At 51.2% G+C, this 20,477-nt stretch carries 6 protein-coding genes; all 6 read left to right on the top strand.

Annotated features, from left to right (window positions below; all coding sequences use genetic code 11):
* Nucleotides 1-43: 43 nt before the first annotated feature.
* From VV1_RS22135 to VV1_RS22160, 6 genes are read left to right on the top strand one after another with little or no spacing between them, the layout of a single operon-like run.
* Entirely contained in the window at nucleotides 44-14,008 is a 13,965-nt protein-coding gene (locus VV1_RS22135; protein ID WP_043921223.1) for a T1SS-143 repeat domain-containing protein, read from the top strand.
* An 11-nt stretch (nucleotides 14,009-14,019) separates the two neighbouring features.
* The gene (locus tag VV1_RS22140; protein ID WP_011082367.1) at nucleotides 14,020-16,173 is read left to right on the top strand and encodes a type I secretion system permease/ATPase; all 2,154 of its coding nucleotides are present in this window, start codon (nucleotides 14,020-14,022) and stop codon (nucleotides 16,171-16,173) included.
* Nucleotides 16,170-17,498 carry an HlyD family type I secretion periplasmic adaptor subunit gene (locus VV1_RS22145; protein ID WP_011082368.1) on the top strand — a complete coding sequence of 443 codons (1,329 nt, stop codon included), beginning with the start codon at nucleotides 16,170-16,172 and terminating at the stop codon, nucleotides 17,496-17,498. The genes VV1_RS22140 and VV1_RS22145 overlap by 4 nt, the downstream gene beginning before the upstream one ends.
* Nucleotides 17,499-17,515: 17 nt before the next feature.
* Nucleotides 17,516-18,826 carry a TolC family outer membrane protein gene (locus tag VV1_RS22150; protein WP_011082369.1) on the top strand — a complete coding sequence of 437 codons (1,311 nt, stop codon included), beginning with the start codon at nucleotides 17,516-17,518 and terminating at the stop codon, nucleotides 18,824-18,826.
* A 1-nt stretch (nucleotide 18,827) separates the two neighbouring features.
* Nucleotides 18,828-19,442: an OmpA family protein gene (locus VV1_RS22155; protein WP_011082370.1), complete on the top strand. Its 615-nt coding sequence runs from the start codon at nucleotides 18,828-18,830 to the stop codon at nucleotides 19,440-19,442.
* Nucleotides 19,443-19,469: 27 nt separating this feature from the next.
* Entirely contained in the window at nucleotides 19,470-20,378 is a 909-nt protein-coding gene (locus tag VV1_RS22160; RefSeq protein WP_011082371.1) for a PstS family phosphate ABC transporter substrate-binding protein, read from the top strand.
* Nucleotides 20,379-20,477 lie beyond the last annotated feature (99 nt).

A 20,477-nucleotide genomic window follows, 5' to 3' on the forward strand; every position in this document is an offset into this window, starting at 1 on the left:
ATTAAATTTATAGCAGTAAGCGCAGTGGCATAGGGAAATGACAATGAAACCGGTACTTTATATCGAAATTGATGGCGTAGTTTGGAAAATTATGCCGGACGGTCAGTGGGTTGCCGTACAAGCCGATGAGGTGGTTGACCCAACGGTGAAGTACGTTAAAGAAACACCGCTACCCATCAATGATAGTGATGCCGTTAACATTGACGATCCTATTGACGCAGAGCCAGTATACCAACGCCCTACAACGCCAAACGATGCGCCATCTTCGGATCAGGACCTTTCTTCTGAAAGCGCGAGCTTATTCGGTTTCATTCGCCCTGAACTGCGTGAGGTGTTGGCTCAATCCGGTTATGACACGCTGCCGACAGATTATGAAAACACGCCTGAGCGTGAAAGCCCAGACGCGCAATTTTATCTCTTGGATGACGACGCCACGATCACGGTGACGATTGCCGACGGTGGCGATGGTTACGAAAATGCGCAGGAAGTGCCGAGCATTGCGATTTTCGGTACCACGACAGATGTTGAAGATGGCCGCCTCGTTCAGTTGGTTTTGTCCGATGCTTCCGGTCAACAGCAAGTGTTTAGCGCCACGGTTTTTCAAGGTGAGTACCGCGTTGAAGGCATTGATGCCAGTGGGTTTGATGAAGGCACCTTGACTGTCACCGCAACCATTACCGATGAACTCGACAACTTTATTCAAGCCTCTGACACCACAATCAAAGATACCTTAGCGGAGATCACCACCGAGTTTGATGGCCGAGGCGACGAGTTCTTTAACCGTTTTGAAATCTCTTCCTCGGGGCTGACAGGCACTGTTAGCCATGTTGAAGATGGGCAGCGCATCGATATCGAAGTGATTGATAGCTTGGGCCAAACCTTACGTTTTACCACTACGGTCAATGGTGGAACCTGGTCGATCAATGAAGATTTAAGCAGCCTTGCGGAAGGCCCACTGACGATTCATGCTCAAACCATCGACATAGCAGGCAATCCTGCCAGTGCAAGCGATACCATCGTCAAAGATACGCAAGCTTCCATTACGGTAAGCATTGACTCTGGCGATGATGAGTTGGTGAGCGATGCTGAGAGTGGCAACGTTCGTGTCTACGGCGAGGTGGCCAATGTTGAAGATGGACAAGCGATTCGAGTTGTCCTAGTAGACTCGGCAGGCCATGCCCAGTGGTTTATTACCTCGGTGTCGGGCAATCAATGGTCGATCGATAATATCGATGTTTCTCAGTTTGCCGATGGTGATTTTCGCGTGTTGGCGGTGACGAAAGATGTTGCGGGTAACCCCGCTGTTGCGACCGATAGCGCAGGGCTAGATACCACTTTTCCTACCATCGATATTGATACCTTAACTGGTCTGCAGATCATCGATTTTAAATCCGGTGCAGACACGGCCTTGCAAGGCACCACCACGGGCGCAGAAGCTGGGCAGCCGGTTTTAGTCACCATCACCGATGGGGTGAATACGGTTGAAGCGCTCACCCAAGTTGATGCGGCTGGCAATTGGTCGTTCGACAGCATTGATCTTTCGACGTTGGATGCCAATTTGGAATGGCAATTGAACGCAACGGTGACGGATCTCGCTGGCAACCGCGCAAGCGACGATATGCCTAGTCTGATTGTGCCTGATGTGGTCAGCGTCAATGAAGATATTGCCGTTGTTCTTGGCAGCAGTGACGCGCTTTCGCCAATCAATATTGATAATGCCGATTTCACTTTCATCGACGAGCAAAGCAGCTTGTCTTCGCTGACCTCACTTGGTCAGTCCATCTCTGTGGTCATCTCTGCCGATGGTCTTTCTTTGTCGGCGGTGCGAGCCGATGGTCAAGTGGTGTTGTCGGCCAGCATTCTCAATAATCAAGAAGTCAAAATTCAACTCTTTTTGCCAGTCGATCACGGTGACTCCCAACGCTTACTGACGGAGCTGATGATTCAAGGTACGCAAACCGACAGTGATGGTACAACCGAAACGGTGGTTGCGCCGGTGGCGGTGGTGATTGGCGATGCGATCGTTTTTCCTCCACTGGTTGACAGCGCGGCGATCACCGTCACCATCGACGACGGTGGCGATGGCTACGAGAATGCGCAAGAAGTCCCCGCCGTCGTCATTCATGGCACCACAACCGATGTGGAAAATCTCCGATTAGTAACGATCACTGTGACCGATGTGGATGGCAATACGCTGACATTCACCACTCGAGTAGAAAACAACCGTTACCAAATCTCACCAGTTGATTTGACGGGCTTAGCCGAAGGGCCGTTGAGCGTCGAGGCTCATATCGACGATGTCTATGGTAAGACCATTCAAGCCACCGATAGCACCATCAAAGATACCTTGGCAGACATCACCGCGGAGTTTGAAGGCAATGGCGATGAGTTTCTCAATCAGTTTGAAGTGAGCAAAACCGTACTGACAGGCCGAGTCACCGAGGTAGAAGATGGTCAGCGCATTGATATCGAGGTGATCGATGCTCTAGGGAACACCTTAACGTTCTCGACGCTTGTGGCGGGCAATACGTGGACAATCGAAGCCGATCTTTCATCGCTGGTGGATGGCGAATTGACGCTCAATACGCAGACCATCGATGTTGCCGGTAATGTGACCACCGCAAGTGACACCATTGTTAAAGATACGCAAGCGGCGATTACCATCGCCATCGACAGTGGCGAGGATGAGGCACTGAATCCGACCGAACTGAGTGCTGTGACGCTCTCTGGCGTCGTCAGCCATGTTGAAGATGGCCAAGCGGTGCAAGTGGTGGTGACGGATACCTCTGGTGCGAAGTTAGTGTTCACTACCGTTGTCGTCTCGGGTGCGTGGTCACTCAAAGATCTCGATCTTTCGTCTCTTACGGATGGCGAAATCCGTGCCACCGCCAGTACCATCGATGTGGCGGGTAACCCTGCCACAGCAGAAGATACAGCGATCGTGGATACCACCGCGCCCACGATCGACATTGATACCTTAACTGGCCTTGAGATTGTTCAATTTAAGCAAGGCACAGAAACTGCACTGCAAGGCAGTACCACTGGGGCAGAACCCGGACAGCCAGTCGTGGTGACCATCAGCGACGGCACTCAGACCATTTCGGTGACAACAACCGTGGATGCGGCTGGCGTGTGGTCGTTTTCCTCCATCGATGTCAGTGCGCTGGATGCTGCGAAAAGTTGGAGCTTAACCGCCACGGTGACCGATGCTGCAGGCAATAGCGCCACCGATGAGACGCCAACGCTGGATATTCCAGACACCGTGGCGTTGTGGGAAGACTTAGCCGTGATTCTCGACAGCAGCGAGGCGCTGTCGGAGATCAATATTGAAAACGCCCAGTTTACTTTTCACGGCACGCAGTCCGATCTCGCCGCACTGACCTCCCTTGGTCAATCCGTGTCAGTGGTGATTTCAACCGATGGCCTATCCTTGAGCCTTGTTCGTGGCGATGGGGCAACGGTATTGACCGCTGCAATTGAAACCAATAGCCAAGTTAAGTTGTCCCTCTTTTTGCCGGTTGATCATGGCGAAGCACAACGCTTGCTGACGCAAATTTTGTTGGAAGGTACCCAAACGGATGCCGACGGCACCACGGAAACGGTGATTGCACCGTTGCCGATTGTGATTGAGGACGCGATAGTCTTCCCGCCGTTGGTGGACAGTGCGTCGTTGACGGTCACTATCGACGATGGCGGCGATGGCTACGAAAATGCTCTCGAAGTACCTGGCACGCGGATTCACGGCAACACGGTGGATGTTCAGGATCTGCGTTTAGTCACCATTACCGTGACCGATTCGTTGGGTGCGACACTCACTTTCACCACCCGAGTGGAGAACAACCAATATCAGATTTTCCTTGTCGATTTGAGCTCGCTTGCCGAAGGGCCGCTCACGGTCGAGGCAGAAATTCATGACGCCTACGGCAAAGTCATCACCGCCAACGACACCACCATCAAAGACACATTGGCTGAAATTGATGTTGCCTTTGATGGTCAAGGGGATGCATTTTTAAATCAGTTTGAAGTGGCCACCACCACGCTCAATGGCCACGTGGCCAACGTGGAAGATGGACAAACCATCAACATTGAAATCATAGATGGACAAGGCGGACGACTGACGTTTACCACTGTGGTATCGGGCGACCAATGGTCTTTGGATGTTGATTTGAGCACGTTAAGTGATGGTGAACTGACGGTACACGCTCAAACCATTGATATCGCGGGCAACCCTACCACCTCACACAACACCATAGTGAAAGATACTCAAGCGTCCATTACGGTTGAGATTGACAGTGGTGATGACGACTTATTGAATCCAGCAGAGTTGACTTCGGTAAAAGTCAGCGGTTTGGTTAGTCATATCGAAGATGGCCAAAGCGTGAATGTGGTGCTGTCGGACTCGGCAGGCAACACCATGACAGTGCAAACCACGATTGTGGGTGGGGCATGGGCAATCGATAATCTCGATCTTTCAGGCTTTGTGGATGGCGAGATATCTGCCACCGTCTCGACCGTCGATGTGGCAGGCAACCCCGCAACGGCAACGGATAGTGCGACGGTAGATACCACGGCTCCAACCATTGATATTGATACGTTCGATGGTCTCAACATTCTGCAGTTTAAATTAGGGACCAATACCGCGTTGCAAGGCACCACAACGGGAGCAGAAGCTGGCCAACCAGTGGTGGTCACCATCAGCGATGGCACTCAAAGTATTCGTGTTACCACGAGCGTGGACGCCGCGGGGAGCTGGCAATTTGCAACCATTGATGTAAGCGCCTTGAACAACCGCGCGACATGGACACTCACCGCCACGGTGACCGATGCCGCAGGAAACAGTGCGGTGGATGACATGCCCACGCTCACTTTCCCTGATGTGGTGACCGTGTATGAAGATTTGACGGTGGCGATTGGCAGCAGCGGCGCAACATCCGATATCAATGTGGAACAAGCGCAATTCCGATTCCATGAGGTTCAAACGGATCTAGAAAGTCTGACTTCGTTTGGTCAAAGCATTACGAGCACGCTTTCAGCCGATGGGCTGACCTTAACCGCCACCCGTGCCGATGGTGAAATTTTACTGACGGCGCATATTGCCTCCAATGCGCAAGTTCAGTTGCAACTCTTCCTGCCGGTGGACCACGGCGATGCACAGCGCCTACTCACGGACCTGATGATTGCGGGAACGCAAACCGATGCCGATGGCACCACTGAAACGGTGCTAACGCCACTGCCCATCGTGATTGAAGACGCGATTGTCTTTCCTCCGTTGGTTGATAGCGCAGAGATCACCGTGGTGATTGACGATGGTGGCGATGGCTACGAAAACCAGTTTGAAGTCCCCGCAGTGCGTATTCACGGTAACACAGTGGATGTTGAGGATTTACGCCTCGTTACCATTACCGTCACGGATGTGGATGGAAAGGTGCTGACCTTTACCACCCGCGTTTCCGATAACGCCTATCAAGTGAGTCCGGTTGATCTCAGCTCATTGGCGGAAGGGCCACTGACGGTGGAAGCGGAAATTCACGACGTCTATGGCCATTCCGTGTCGGCCAGTGATTCCACCATCAAAGACACCTTGGCGGAGATCAGCACCGATTTCCAAGGCAATGGCGATGAGTTCTTCAATAAAGCCGAAATCACCACCAGTGGTATCACTGGGACAGTGAGCAATGTGGAAGATGGCCAGCGCATAGATATTGAAGTGGTGGATCATCTCGGTAATCGCTTAACCTTCACAGCGACCGTGAGTGGCAACAGTTGGTCAATTAACGAAGATCTCTCTGCTCTTGCTGAAGGTGAGCTCACCGTGCATACGCAGACAATTGACGTCGCAGGCAATCCCACCACGGACACCGATACCATTGTCAAAGACACGCGCGCACTGATCAGCGTGAATATCGCCTCAGGCAGTGATGCGCTGCTCAACGCAACTGAAGTGACCGCCACCGATCTGTTTGGTCGCGTCTTTTTTGTCGAAGAGGGACAAACGGTTTCCGTCACGGTGACGGATCACGCGGGCAAAGTGCTGACGTTTAGCACCACGGTGGTAAACGGACGCTGGGAAGTTGCCGACGCGGATCTCTCTAGCCTTGCTGACGGGCCGATTGCGGTGACAGCGTCGGTCAGTGATGTGGCGGGCAACGTGGCGACGGCCAGTGATTCGGTGCATGTGATTGATACTTTGCCACCACAAATTGACATCGATACGCTTGATGGCTTGAGCGTGGTAGATTTTCGTTCTGGCAGCTTAACAACCCTTCAGGGCACGACCACAGCGGAAGAAAATCAAACCGTCACGGTGACGATCAGCGATGGGGTGAACACGCTGACTTACACCACCTTAGTCAGCGCCAGCGGCTCATGGCAGGTTGAAGGCGTGGATATTGCGACTTTAGATCAAAACCGTGAGTGGCAAATTCAAGCTGACGTAACAGATTTGGCTGGTAACCCAGCTAACGACGGCATGCCAACGGTGATCTACCCAGACGGCGCCGTGTTTGTTGAGGCGCTCGTCGGCATTCTAGGTGAGCAAAATGCGACGGTTGATCTCAATATCCAATTTGGTGAATTTACGTTCCACAGCGATCAAAGTGCGTTTGCTTCTTTGACTTCGCAAGGCTTGGCATTAACCGTGGTCATTTCGCCCGATGGTCAAACATTGACGGCCACTCGCACGGATGGTCAGCAGGTGTTGACGGCCGAGATAGTAGGTGACCAAGTGAAGATCAGCCTGAAAAAGCCGATCGATGAAATTCGCGACTTGGATGCAACGCACACCTCGTTGTTGATTCAAGCGACACAAACGGATGCCGATGGCACCAGTGAAACCGTCGTTGCCCCCGTTTCCATTGTCGTGCTCGACTCTCAACCGATTTCGTTTGATGACCATTACCTGGCAACAGAAGGGCACAATGAGTTTGGTAACCTGCTTGCCAACGATTTTGACCTTGATGCGCCACTGCTGGTGAAAAGTATTTTGATTAACGGTGAAACGCATGTGGTTTCGCAAAGCACACCACTGAGCTTAACGCTGCCAGAGGGCATCCTTACTATCTATTCCGATGGTCGTTGGACCATGGCCGTCAGCCGAGATCTCGACCATAACCAAAGCCAGCAAGTGACGTTTTCCTACATCGCAGGGGATAAAAGCTACGATTACGACTCCGCCAATGTGGTGATCGATATTCGTGATGGGGAAGCTGGGCGCATTGAATCGAGCAATCAAACGGTGACCGAGTCTCTAATCACGGCGGATGCGCAGGTGTTGAACAGCACTATTCATGTGACGGGCGGTTCGGATAATCCTGATCCGGACTCGCTGCGTTTTGATGAATCTGCGCTGCTGGATTTTGATGCATTGAACCTGACCAGTGGGGAAAGTTTACTCGAGTTGAGCTACCAACTGAGCACTGATGGGAAAACCATTACCGCCAGTTCGACGGGCGGTGAGGTGATTTTTACCCTTGCCATCAGCGGCGCGGTGCTCAGTGGCAGCGACGTACAAGCCAGCTTAACACTGACGTTGAATCGTCCGATCAATCAAGCGAATGGTGACGATGTGACTCGTTTACCAGTCACCATCACAGGCACCGACAGCGATGGTACCACGTTGATTTCCGGTGATTTTGTATGGCATATCAACGATGGCGCTAACCCTACGCTCGCCAATGGTGATGGGGTGTTCCTTAATGAAGAAGGGCTGCTAACCCAATCCAGTCTTGTCGACAACGGTACGGTGAACGTCACCGTGGGCAGTGATCCGATCGCTGAGCTGTATTTCGATTTGGCTGGTCAGCCAACGTTAACCAGTGGTGGTGAGGAGATCGCGTATACCATCTCGCCAAACGGCAATGTATTGCAAGCGTATGTGGGCGATATCAGCAATGTGATTTTCCAAGTGGTGATTGAAGAGCCGAGTTCAGAAAATGATTCTGTGATCAACTATCAGTTCACCTTGTATCAAGCACTCGACCAACACGATGCAGATGAAATCGACACGATTCCGCTGGTGATCAGCGTGAGGGATACGGATGGTGATGTTCAACGCTTGCCTCTTGACATTGAAATCCAAGACGGCCATCAAGGTGAATTGAGCTCAGGCACGCTGGTGATTACCGAGCTGCCGAAAGATGATTTAACCCCGTCGGGTATCACCGCTGAAGCGAGTGTGAATCTGGTGGTCACCGCCGATACCGACCCCATTGTGGCGGTGACATTAGCCGTGGCCAATGGTCAAGCAGTGATTGATGGCAATGGCGTGGCACTGACGCACAATGGTGAAGCGATTGTCTGGCGAGTCAACGGTGATGGTAGCTACGATGCGGTTCTAGCCGATGGTACACGAGTGCTGACCGTGACGTTGCCTGATGATGTGAATGTTGAGGCGGATACCGCGATCAACGTTGAGCTTTCTGTTCATCTCTATTTACCTGTCGATCACCATAAACCGGAGGCAGACAACCAGCTTTCTCTCTCTCTGCCAGTCACCGCAACGGATTCTGATGGCACGTTTGTCACCAGTGACAGCACCTTGATTATCTACGATGGCGAAACGCCAGTGCTGACGGTGGCAGGCAACGTGACTGTCGATGAACATGGCATTGTCGGTGACGGAACCGAGAATGGGATAGAAAGCGTTAAACACGTTTTGAGCATCGATGGTGGCAGCGATGACGTTGCCGACATTCAAATTGATGTCGCGGCGTTTAATGCACACGGGTTCACCAGCGGTGGCTTAGCCATCACACTGCACGCGCAAAACAGCAACGGCTGGTTTATTGCTAAAAACAGTGCTGGGGAAGTGGTGTTTAAAATCCGTCCAAACAACAATGGTAAGGTTGATTTTTCATTACAAGGAGCGCTTGATCACCCTGATGGTAACGGCACCAACTTACTCGATTTGCCTTTTGAAATGTGGGTCATCGATGCCGATGGCGACATCTCTTCCACCGAAACTTTAACTGTGACGGTGACCGATGATGTGCCCATTGCACAAAACACCAGTGTCGAGCTGGTGGAAGGAGACAGTTACACCACCAACTTGCTGCCTGAATCAGTGATGGGTGCCGATGGCGCTGAAATCAGCAGCGTTACGTATCGCGGTACAACCTATCCGCTCTCGGCGGATGGCTCACCAGTGACCATTCAGCTCGTTAACCCGAATGTACCAAGCGAGGTGTACGGCACATTAGTCGTGCATCAAGATGGCACATTTGAATTAACCACCAACCCAAGTGTGACCACGGTTCCTGCGATTTCGGACACGGTAAGTTATGTCGTTATTGATGGCGACGGCGACCAAGTGACCAGCACCGCAACGCTGGTCTTGGATGATACGGCGGGAATCTTGCGCGTTGAAGATCTCGAGATGCGGGAAGATGAACAAGGGACACTTTCCATCGTCGTTGCACTGGGCGATCGCGATCAAGGAGAGGTGGTGGACTCGATAGAGATTGATGCCAACTCTCTGCAAGGAGGCACCTTATATCTCGATGGCGTCGCGCTTAATGCGGTGGGTGGCAAAGTTATTCTCTCGGGTAGTCAGTTGTTGATGATTGGCAACCAAGTGACGGTGGCAGGCGCACTGACCTATCAACCTGCAACCCATTTAGCCAGCAATACCGCTACGATTGTTTTGGCGGTCAGCGCAATCATCGCCAGTACCACAGGCAGTGAAACCTTGGCGGACACCATTGATGTCAATGTGTTCCCCGTTGCGGATGTACCGACATGGCAAGCTGATTTACAGTATGACTACACCCTTGTTGAAGACAGTTCAGAGCCATTAACGTTGACGTTGAACGCCGATCTTGTCGACAGCGACAGCTCTGAGAGCCTCAGTTATCTGATCTCCGGCATTCCAGCGGGAATTACCGTTTGGCTCGATGGCAGCCAAGTCAACGAAACCACCGCCTATAGCGAAGAAGAATTGAATCGCATGACGATTCGATCTGACACCAATATTTCTGGACAATTCACCTTTACGGTCACCGCCATAGCAACGGAAGCGGGTAGTAGCTTCGCCAGTCCAAGCGATCAAACCGCAGTCGCTTCTCAGCAAGTGACCATCAATGTCCGACCGGATGCCGATACGCCGTCGCTATCTGTGAAAAACATTGCGGGCTTAGAAGATCAGCCGTTGAACCTCCACGATGCTATTAAAGGACATCTTAACGATACGGATGGTTCTGAAACGCTCTACTACAAGCTTGAAGTGGCAGAGGGTTGGAGCGTCGAAGGGGGCACTTCCTCAAGGCTCGAAGATGGGACCTATTGGTTCTCGGATGCTGAGCTGGTGGCTGGTCACATCTATCTGGTGCCGAAAGAGGATATCAGTTCGGTGACCGAAACGTTGAGCGTCAAAGTCACCGCAGTTGCGGTGGAGTCCAATGTTGATGGATTAGTGCCTGTAAACCCAAGCGCGAACAGTGTGACAGAGACCATTACCATTCGTCTCACTGGCGTGGTTGATGAACCGTTGGCGGTCGATGGTGGAGAGGGCCACTGGCGTTATGACGCAGAAACAAAAGTGATCAGTAACCAAGTCGATTTCATCGAAGATCAATTGATCCCGCTTGATTTTGTCTTGGTGACCTCAGATGACGATGGCTCCGAAGTGATCAACATTTTGATCACGGGCATTCCTGATGGCGTAATGCTCGTGGATGCTGCTGGGCAGCCGGTGAGTTTGCCGATCTCGGGTGAAGACCCAATCACAGGGATCATTTATCAAGTGACTAATAGCGATTTGGCCAACTTGTATCTCAAAGTACCTGAGGATTACAGTGGTCAATTGCAACTCTCGCTTAAAGTGATCTCCACTGAGCCAGATGGTGACTCGGGCGAGTTTCCCATGACGGTAGATATTGAAATCAAGCCGCAAGTGGATGAGAACTCTGGCTCAACGCTCAGCTCCTTGGGTGTGGAAGACAACGCCGTTCCTCTTACTTTATGGCCTTCGCTGGGAGCCGATAACGATGGCAGCGAAGAGGTGATTGGCTACGTGATTCATGCACCAGAGCAGGGAATCACGCTCTATTTTGATGGCGTTGAAATAACGATTCCTACGGGTGGATTAGATGTCTCAAGCTTGACGGACTCTCTTTCCCCCGATCTGGAATCGTTGTTAACCAGTGGCCGTTTAACCGCCAAAGGACCGATGGATTTCAGTGGTACGCTCGATATTCCAGTGACTTATTTGGTGCAGGATACCTCTGGTACAGGCGCCATTGACCAGAAATATGTTGATGCGACCATCGCAGTGAATTTTGATGCCCGCGTTGAACTCGACACACGCTTAGAAGGCAATCCAAGAGTATTGGCTAACACCGAAGGCGGACCCGTCGATCTCACTTACGCGGTGCGTTTTGTTGATATGGATGTGGATGGCTCAGAGTATCTTGATTATATCGTCATCAAAGTCCCGGCAGGTTTAACCTTGATTGTCGACCACCCGAATGGGGCCACTCAAGACGGTGACGGAAACTGGGTGATCCCAGCGCATGGCCTAACCAGTGATAGCGTGCGAGAGATGGCGGCGCTGATCCTCAAGGATGCGACGATTTCGTCGACACAAAATACTGAGATTATTAATCTGGTGATTTCAGCACGTGTGATTGATGGGGAGGATGCCCGCTTTATCGACGCGCCGATCCGAGTGCAATTTACCGGCCATGATGATGGTGGCGGCAGCTGTGATCCGGTGGGGCCTCCTGGCGATCTGACTCCGGGTGATGACGCGTTGCAGTTTAACGAAGGAGAAGACCTCGATTTGTCTGGTCTGCTCGATGGTAATATTGGCAGTGATCCAAATAACGAACTCTCATTCTTTATTAGCGCCGATAAACTGCCAGACGGCGTAATGATTGAAGGAGAAGGGGTCACCATTGAGTATGACAGCGCCGGTAACATCGTCGGCTTTGTTATTCCGCCTGAAGCAATGGCGAGTTTAAAAATCACCGGTTTGGATGAAGACTTTGCGGGTTGCCTTTCTCTCGAAGTGGAAATCAAAGAAACCTCTGGCTGCAATGGTGACAGCGTCACTACGACGCAAACCATTGATATCGAAATTCTGCCAGTGGTTGACGACTTAGTGGTCTCCTCGATCACGTCGATGGATGAAGATGTGGTCACTCAGTTAGACCTCAGTGTTGTACTGGGAGACAGCGTTGAGGCGGGACAAACCATCAGTGGTGAGGGTAACAGTGCAACGGGTAAAGAGACCATCAATAGCCTGATGATCAAAGTGCCAAGTGGCGTCACGTTAGTGGAAACTCCAGCGGACACTGGCTTGCTCACCGACAACGGTGATGGAACGTACACCATTAACGACGCGACGCGACTGACCGATATCAGCCTTGTCCCTCCGGCGCATTACAGTGGTGATATTACCTTGGAAGTGCACGCGAACATTACCGATGCTGCGGATTGCGTCACGCAAACCGACACGCAAGACAAGGTATCGATCGTCACCATTCACATTGAACCGATAACGGATGCAGCCAACATCGTGGCCAACAATGTTCAAGGTGATGAAGATAGCTATATCGCCCTGTCTGGATTGGATGTCAGTTTGATAGACCAAGATGGTTCCGAGACCTTATCGGCGATGATTAAGGGCGTGCCTGATGGCGCTGTGCTGGTCTACAAAGTGGGTGAGAGCTATGAACTGTTGCCAAATAATGGTCTCGATGGCGGCACGTTTGCCGGCAAGCCAACCAGTGAATGGCAGCTAGATCCAAGCCGACTGGGTGAACTCTATCTTCTGCCTCCGCTGGATTTCAGTGGCGATATTTTGTTGACTATTGATGCCATTACGCAAGAAATCGGCACCACCGATATTGTCCACACTTCTGGCACGATGACAGTGGGCGTGCTGCCGGTGGGTGATGATGTACAGTTCTTTGGATTGGATAGCCAATACACAGGCACGGAAGGAGAAGCGCTCTCTATCCCTGTGACCATCAGCAGCAATGAAACCAATAGCGATGAGTTTATTGTGCTGACCTTGCATGCCGAATTGACCTCCGATCCTTCCGCATTGAGCGGGCTGGATAAGATCATCGTCGATGGTCATGAAGCGTCATTCACTCAGCTCGGTGATGGTAGTTGGGTGGCGAGAGTGATTGTGCGAGCCAGTGAGGTCGGCAATATCGAACTCTACTCAGGCAATGCCTTTGGCACACTCAACTTGACCATGACCGCGCAAACCTTCGACAAGAACATTGTGTTGGGTTCTCTGGCGACAGATTTGGGTGAGGCGCAAACACAAACTATTGTTGTTGAATTAGCTCCGGTACCCGATGAGCCCATTTTGACGCTGGATTACGTCACCATCGTGGCGGAAGCGAGTGGTGCCATTCCACTCAATCTTGATATGAGCATGGTTAACCCAGCCGATGGAGAAGAAGGGTATCTGACCATTTCGGGATTACCCGATGGTTTGGCCCTGTCGGCTGGCAGCAAAGAGTCGGGCGAATGGCTCGTTCCGGTTAACGATGTGGCCAACCTCAGTATTGTCTCCGGTTACACCGGCGCCGAGAGTTTCACCCTCACACTGACGCCAAGTGCGCAGTTGGGTGGTCAGACGGCGACAGGAATTAGCCAAGAGTTGGATGTGCAGTTACTGGCAACCGGGGACAGCAGCTTAACTGCCACCAGTGGCGATGATCTGTTTGTCTTCAACTCAGACAGTTTAGGGGCGGTGGGGGATGCGACGGTCGATACCATCGCAGGGTTTGATATGTCTGCCAACAGCGACACCATTGATCTCAGTGCGATTTTGTCTGGTCTGGGTGTGAGTGACGGCGCGAGCGCCGATCAGTTTGTCGACTTGGTGCAAACCGGTGCGGATCTGCATATCAACATCAAGACTGATGGCGTGAATGCGGTGCAAACCATTGTGCTGAGTGACCTCAATCTTGAGGATTACTACGGCGCAGGGTTGACCGAAGCACAGGTGCTTCAGCAAATGATCGATGATCAAAATCTGATTGTTCAGTAGTTGGGAGTGGTATGAACACAATCGTGGAAGAGAGACAAGATCACTGGTTAACGGCCATTCTTTGGGCATGCCAACATTTTGGTATTCGTTGTCACGCCTTGAAGGTGGTCAATGGCTTGCCCCTTGAAAATGGCCAATTAAGTGAAGCTTTGTTTCAACGAGCGGCAGAGCAAGCGCAGCTAGAGGTCGGCCTCACCAGCTTGTCACTGCTGGAACAGGCCACTTTCCCTTGTTTAGCCGTGGAGAAGCAAGGTAGCCCGCTGCTGATTTTGGGGCGAGAAGGCGAGCATTACCGCTGTTTATCGCCGCATCAGGCCAATAGTGATGTGACCTTGAGCTTGGATGAGCTGAAAACGCAAGTGAAAGAGGGCATATGGCAGCTTTCGACACAGGTTGCCGCTGATGGCCGTGTTGAAAGTTTGATTGAAGAAAAGCCCGTTCATTGGTTTCGCCAAGTGCTGATGGAAGTGCGGCCTTGGTATCGTGATCTCTTACTGGCCTCGTTTGTCATTAACCTACTGGCGATGGTCGTGCCGCTGTTTACTATGAATGTGTACGACCGCGTGGTGCCGAATCAAGCCTTCCATACCCTTTGGGTGCTTTCTGTCGGTGTCATCATCGTGGTGGTGTTTGATTGGGTATTACGAGAAGCGCGCAGCTCAGTGACCGATATGGCGGGTCGCTATGTCGAAAACAAACTGTCAGCGCAATTGTTCCAAAAAGTGTTGGGGATGCGCCTTGAGCAGCGACCTCAGTCGGTGGGGGCATTTGCCCGCCAGTTGCAAGATTTCGATAGCGTCAAAGATTTCCTCACCTCAGTGTCACTGGTTACTTTAGTGGATCTACCGTTTACGCTGTTCTTCCTCCTGCTGATTGGCTGGTTAGGCGGCGCGATGATGTTGATCCCGCTGGCGGTCATGGCGGCGTTATTGCTGCTCAGTTTTGTGATGAAAGGTCGCCTTGCACAAACCTTTACTGAATCGGCGCGTCTTTCTACGCAACGCCAAGCCCATGTCTACGATAGCCTGTCAGCGCTGACGGACATCAAGCAAAACAATGCTGAAGGGATGACACAAAAACGCTGGGAACAGACGGTTTCTGCGTTGTCGGAATGGCAAACCCGTTCGCGTTTTTATTCCAACATCGTTTCTCACTCCATTATGTCGAGCCAGCAAGTGGTGACGATCGCCTTGATCATTTTCGGCGTGTATCAGATTGCCGAAGGGCTATTGAGCATGGGAGGCTTGATTGCCATTGTGATGCTCAGCGGGCGTGCAGCGTCTTCGATTAACCAGCTTTCTATGCTGATGCTGCGTTACCAGCAGACGCAAACCGCAATGGAAGGGCTCAACCAGATCATGGCCACGCCTCAAGAATCTACGTCACATCAAGTGATGGACAGAGGCGAGTTCCACGGGAATGTCGCTTTGCGAAACGTCAGCTTCGCCTACCCAGAGATGCAGATCCACGCGTTGGAAGCGATCTCACTAGATATCAAAGCGGGAGAGAAAATCGGTGTTATCGGCAATGCTGGCTCAGGAAAGTCTACTTTAATGGCGTTGCTTGCTCGTCAGTTGCTGCCAACCGCTGGGCAAATGTATTACGAAACCATTGATGCGCAGTTATGGCCGCCCAGCGTTATTCGTGCGGGGATTGGCTGGGTTGGTCAAAACCCTGGGCTGATTTATGGCACCATCTATGAAAACATCACCTTTGGCGACCAAAGCATTGATGAGCAAAGATTACTCAACGCGGTGATGCTCTCTGGCCTCAATGATTACATGCCTCGCTTAGCGAATGGCTTAGAAACTCAGGTGGGTGAGCAGGGGCGTTTTCTCTCTGGGGGGCAGCGTCAGGCGGTGGCGATCGCTCGCGCGATCTATCGCGATCCTGCAATGTTGCTTTTGGACGAACCCACCAGTGCATTAGACAAAGCGGCAGAAGAGTGTTTTTTCCACGCTTTACAGCGTTTGCCAGCGGACAAAACCTTGGTCATCAGTTCACATAAGCAGAGTTTTCTTACCCTTTGCGATCGCATTTTAGTGCTCGATAAAGGTAAATTGGTGGCACAAGGCACCCCGCATGAGATCTTCACGCAACAAGGTTCGGCAAGAGTGCGCAGCCGAGTGAAATCAGTGAGTGTGGTCAAAGGAGGGCAATCATGAGCAGTCAGATCATGTGGTCGAATAACCGCATTGCTTACCGTTCTCGTCGTCTCATTTGGCTTTGCGCTGCGTTGGTGTTGGCGATAGGGGTTTGGGCCTCATGGGCGACCCTAGATGAGGTAGTGGTAGGCGACGGCAAAGTGGTGCCAAGCTTGTCGATTCAAACCATACAAAGTTTGGAAGGCGGCATCATTAAGCAAGTGCTGGTGTCGCAAGGGGAACAAGTGGTGAAAGGGCAGCCGTTGATGGTTCTCGATGACACCCGCTTTCGCGCTTCTTACCAAGAGTCGGATCAACAATTGCAAACCTTGCTCGCGCAGAAAAAGCGTTTGGATCTCGAGCTGCAAAGCATTGTGGTTGACGGGCGAGCCACGGATTGGCAGCAACAAGTGCGCATTGCCAAGCAACCTTACCCAAGTGGGCAAGATGAAGTCACTCGCGCCGAGTTTAATGCGCGAGAAAACTACCATCAACGTTTGGAACAGTTGGACTCGGAACTGGAAGAATCCGCCCTGCGTATTGAGCAGCAGTCTCAAGCCTATCAAGATACGTTAAACAACATTCGCACCTTGGAAAACAGCATGGCGATTGTACAGAAAGAGCTCAACATGCTGGAAGATGTCGTGAAAACAGGGGCAGTGGCCGAAGTGGAGCTGCTTAAACTCAAGCGCGACTACGTCAAGCTGCAAGGCGATATTTCTAGTGCAAAAGTGCTGGCACAGAAACAAAAAGCGGCCTATTCCGAGTCGATTGCGGATTATCGCGGCATTGCGCTCGATTTTCGCACCAAAGCGCGGGGTCAGTTGAATGAAGTGGTGGCAGAGCTCGCGCGCTTGCAGGAGAGCCAATCGGCGATAGCCGACCAATTGCGCCGCACGGAAATTTTGTCACCGGTGGATGGCACGGTAAAAGATGTCTTGATCCGCTCGATTGGTGGTGTGGTGCGCCCGGGTGAACCGATTATGGAGTTGGTGCCGCTCGATAGCCGCTTAATTGTGGAAGCGAGAATTGCGCCACAAGATATTGCGTACGTCAAAGTTGGTTTAGAAGCCACGGTCAAGTTTACCGCTTATGACTTCGTTATCTATGGTGGGCAGAAAGGCAAAGTGGTGTATGTGAGTGCTGACTCACTCAAAACCGAAGAAGGCGACCCGTATTATCGTGCTCATATTGAATTGATGACCGATGACGCATCACAACAGAATTTTAGGATTATCCCCGGTATGCAGGCGATGGTCGACATATTGTCGGGAGAGAAAACCGTATTGAGCTATTGGCTTAAGCCGCTTCTCAGAGCCAAAGAGACGGCGTTAAGAGAGCCATAAACAGAAAAGGAAAGGGAATGCGTTCAAAATTACTCATGGTGTCATGGGCACTGGCGCTGCCACATGCGCATGCAATCTCACTGGAGGAGTCGGTGGCATCGGCCATTGATTACAGCCCAGAAGTGCTTGCCCAGTACTCGCGCTATCAATCGGTCATCCGAGATATGGACGGTGCCGAGGGCTTTTATCTGCCACAAGTGAAGCTCTACGGCGCGATCGGCTACGAGGAAACCTACTACAACAGTGGTCGAAAAATCGATGACGAAGATCGTGGTCTCACGCGCAGTGAGCTTGGGGTGAAAGTGTCGCAGCTGTTGTTTGATGGAATGAAAACCACCGCCAATGTCGACCGTCTCAGCTTTGAAGCGGAATCTGAACGTTTGGCATTACTCTCCGATGCAGAAAACGTTGCCTTGGATGTGGTGAAGGTTTATTTAGAATACCTTAAAGCACAAACCATGCTGGATCTGGCCGAGCGTAATGTCAGCGAACATGAAGAGATCTATCAAGATATTCTGGAAAGAACGGGCAAAGGCTTGAGTAGCCATTCTGATTTGGCGCAGATTTCAGCACGAGTGGCGACCAGTAAATCGTCCATGATTGCCGCGCAGAACAACCTTTATGATTTAGAAACCCAGTTTATTCGTTTGGTTGGCAAACCCGCTCGTGAGTTGGTGGATCCGGTATTTGATCTTGCGCTACTGCCACCTAGTCGTGAGGTAGCGGTGCAACAAGCGGTAGACAACCATCCGGAAATTCGCGCCGCCATTCAAGATATTGAAGCGGCGCGTAAAGAGATCAAGCGCGAGAAAAGTGGCTATTACCCAGAGATCAAACTGGAGCTGCAAGCCAACAAAAACGAGAACATCGGTGGTGCGGAAGGGCGTGATGAAGATGCGCGCATCATGTTGACCCTCGATTACGATCTGTTTAATGGCGGTTCAACTAATGCACGGGTGGAGTCTTCGGCATGGCGAGCAGAGCAAGCTCGTGCAATTCGCATTCGCACAGAACGTCAAGTGAGAGAAGGAACGGAATTGGCTTGGCACGCCTACGACATGCTGGCCAAGCAAAAGCAACTGCTGCAACAAAACGTGGATTCCGCCAAAGTGGCTGAGCAGGGCTACATTCAACAATTTTCGGTCGGAAGACGCAGTCTACTGGATGTGCTGGATGCGAAAGTGGAAGTGTTCTTGGCCCGCAGAAACTGCGTGGCTGCACAGTATGACCACACCTTGTCTGCGTATCGATTACTCAATGCAATGGGGCTGCTTACCTATGCGTTACGCGTAGAACATCCACAAGAATGGCAGGCAAAGGAGAAATAATATGAGACTGAATTTATTAGCCTGCGCAGTGTTGCCTATGTTGCTTACGGCTTGCGCGCAAATGCCGGATACCACCATGACTCGTCATCAAATCGATGATCTGCGCGACAGCGATAAAGATGGTGTGATCAACCAGCGTGACATTTGTGCAGACACACCATTGGGCACTGAAGTCGACAGCAAAGGCTGTACTCGTTGGACGATTTATCAAAAAGTGGACATCAAAACCGTTTACTTCAATTTTGACGATGCCCATATTCGTCTCGATCAATCGAGCGAGTTTGACGAGTTGCTGGCACTTTTAAATCAGGGCACAGAAGCAAAAGTCATTCTGGTCGGCGACACCAGCCCTGAAGGCAGCGACGAGTACAACCAAGTGTTGGCGAAAAAGCGCACCTCGGTATTAAAAGAGGCGTTAATCGAAAACGGCATCGCACCAGAGCGCATTTCTGAGCAGGAATTTACCCAAGTGACCGCGTTGACGGAGAAACTCAAAGACCGCAAACGCCGTACCATCGCGGTGATCACCCAGCCAGATATGAAAACCGAAGCGAAGTGGACGATTTATACCTCAGAGCAAGAATCGTCCAATCTCAAACGAACTGTTCGTCAATAACGGGTGGCAATCATGAAGGGAGCAAAAATGAAATTAATCAATGGTTGTATCACCACATTGGCTGGGTTGTCGTTGAGTGCGGGAGTTTGGGCTGAGGAAAGTTCACGTATTTTGGTTGAGCAAGAATTGATGGCGGTTGCTAACGATTTAATCCAATCGGCAGAGCTCGATATCACCGCGCGAAAAAGTGCCGATGTGCAAGGCGCAATGATCGACAACCAAGCGCATCTGGGTATCAGCTCACGTAAATGGCTCGACAGTGAAATCGCCTTGTTTGAACACAAGTATGGTTATCGCCCGACTGAACTGTTTTTCACTTCAGACGTCATTACCATCTTGGTAAATGAGGAGAATCCGATTGGTGGGGTAACCATTGACGAGTTGGAGTTGATCTTCGGTTGTCATGACCAACCTGAACAGATGCAGTGGAATAAGATTCTTGGTGAAGAGTATCAAACCATCAAACCTGTGGCAGTAGAAAACGAACTGGCTAAGCATCTCAACTTTTCTAAGCTGGTGGAGTGTGAATCGCCTCAAAGCTCGCTTACCCAGTATTATCCTGAGCGTGAGCAACTTATTGAGGCCATCGCCGATGACAAGAACCTGATGGGTTACACCGTTTATGCAGAGCTTGAGAGTGGTGTACGCCGCCTTGATATCATCAACCGCAATGGCGAACGTTTTGACCTCAACAAAGAGACGATTTTGTCTGGCCGCTATCCATTGTCTAACGTCTATTATCTTTACCTTAATTTGCCGCCCAATCGCAATTACCTCACCGATGCGGAGAAGTATTTCGTCGGTTTAACATTAGGAGAAGAGGGGCAGGAAACCATTGCAGAGCACGGCTTCATTAGTTTGCCGCCAGAGGCAATTCATCGTAATCGAGTCCGCCTCTCGCTTGACGCACCAATTGTGTATGGTGGCTACAAGTAGCCTTAAAACGTGCAGATAGAAGCAACATGATCACGATGAGCCGAGAGAAATCTCGGCTTATTTTATGGAATCGAACTCACTCGCTTACCAATTAATCAT

It is taken from the genome of Vibrio vulnificus CMCP6, from assembly GCF_000039765.1.
GTDB lineage: Bacteria > Pseudomonadota > Gammaproteobacteria > Enterobacterales > Vibrionaceae > Vibrio > Vibrio vulnificus_B.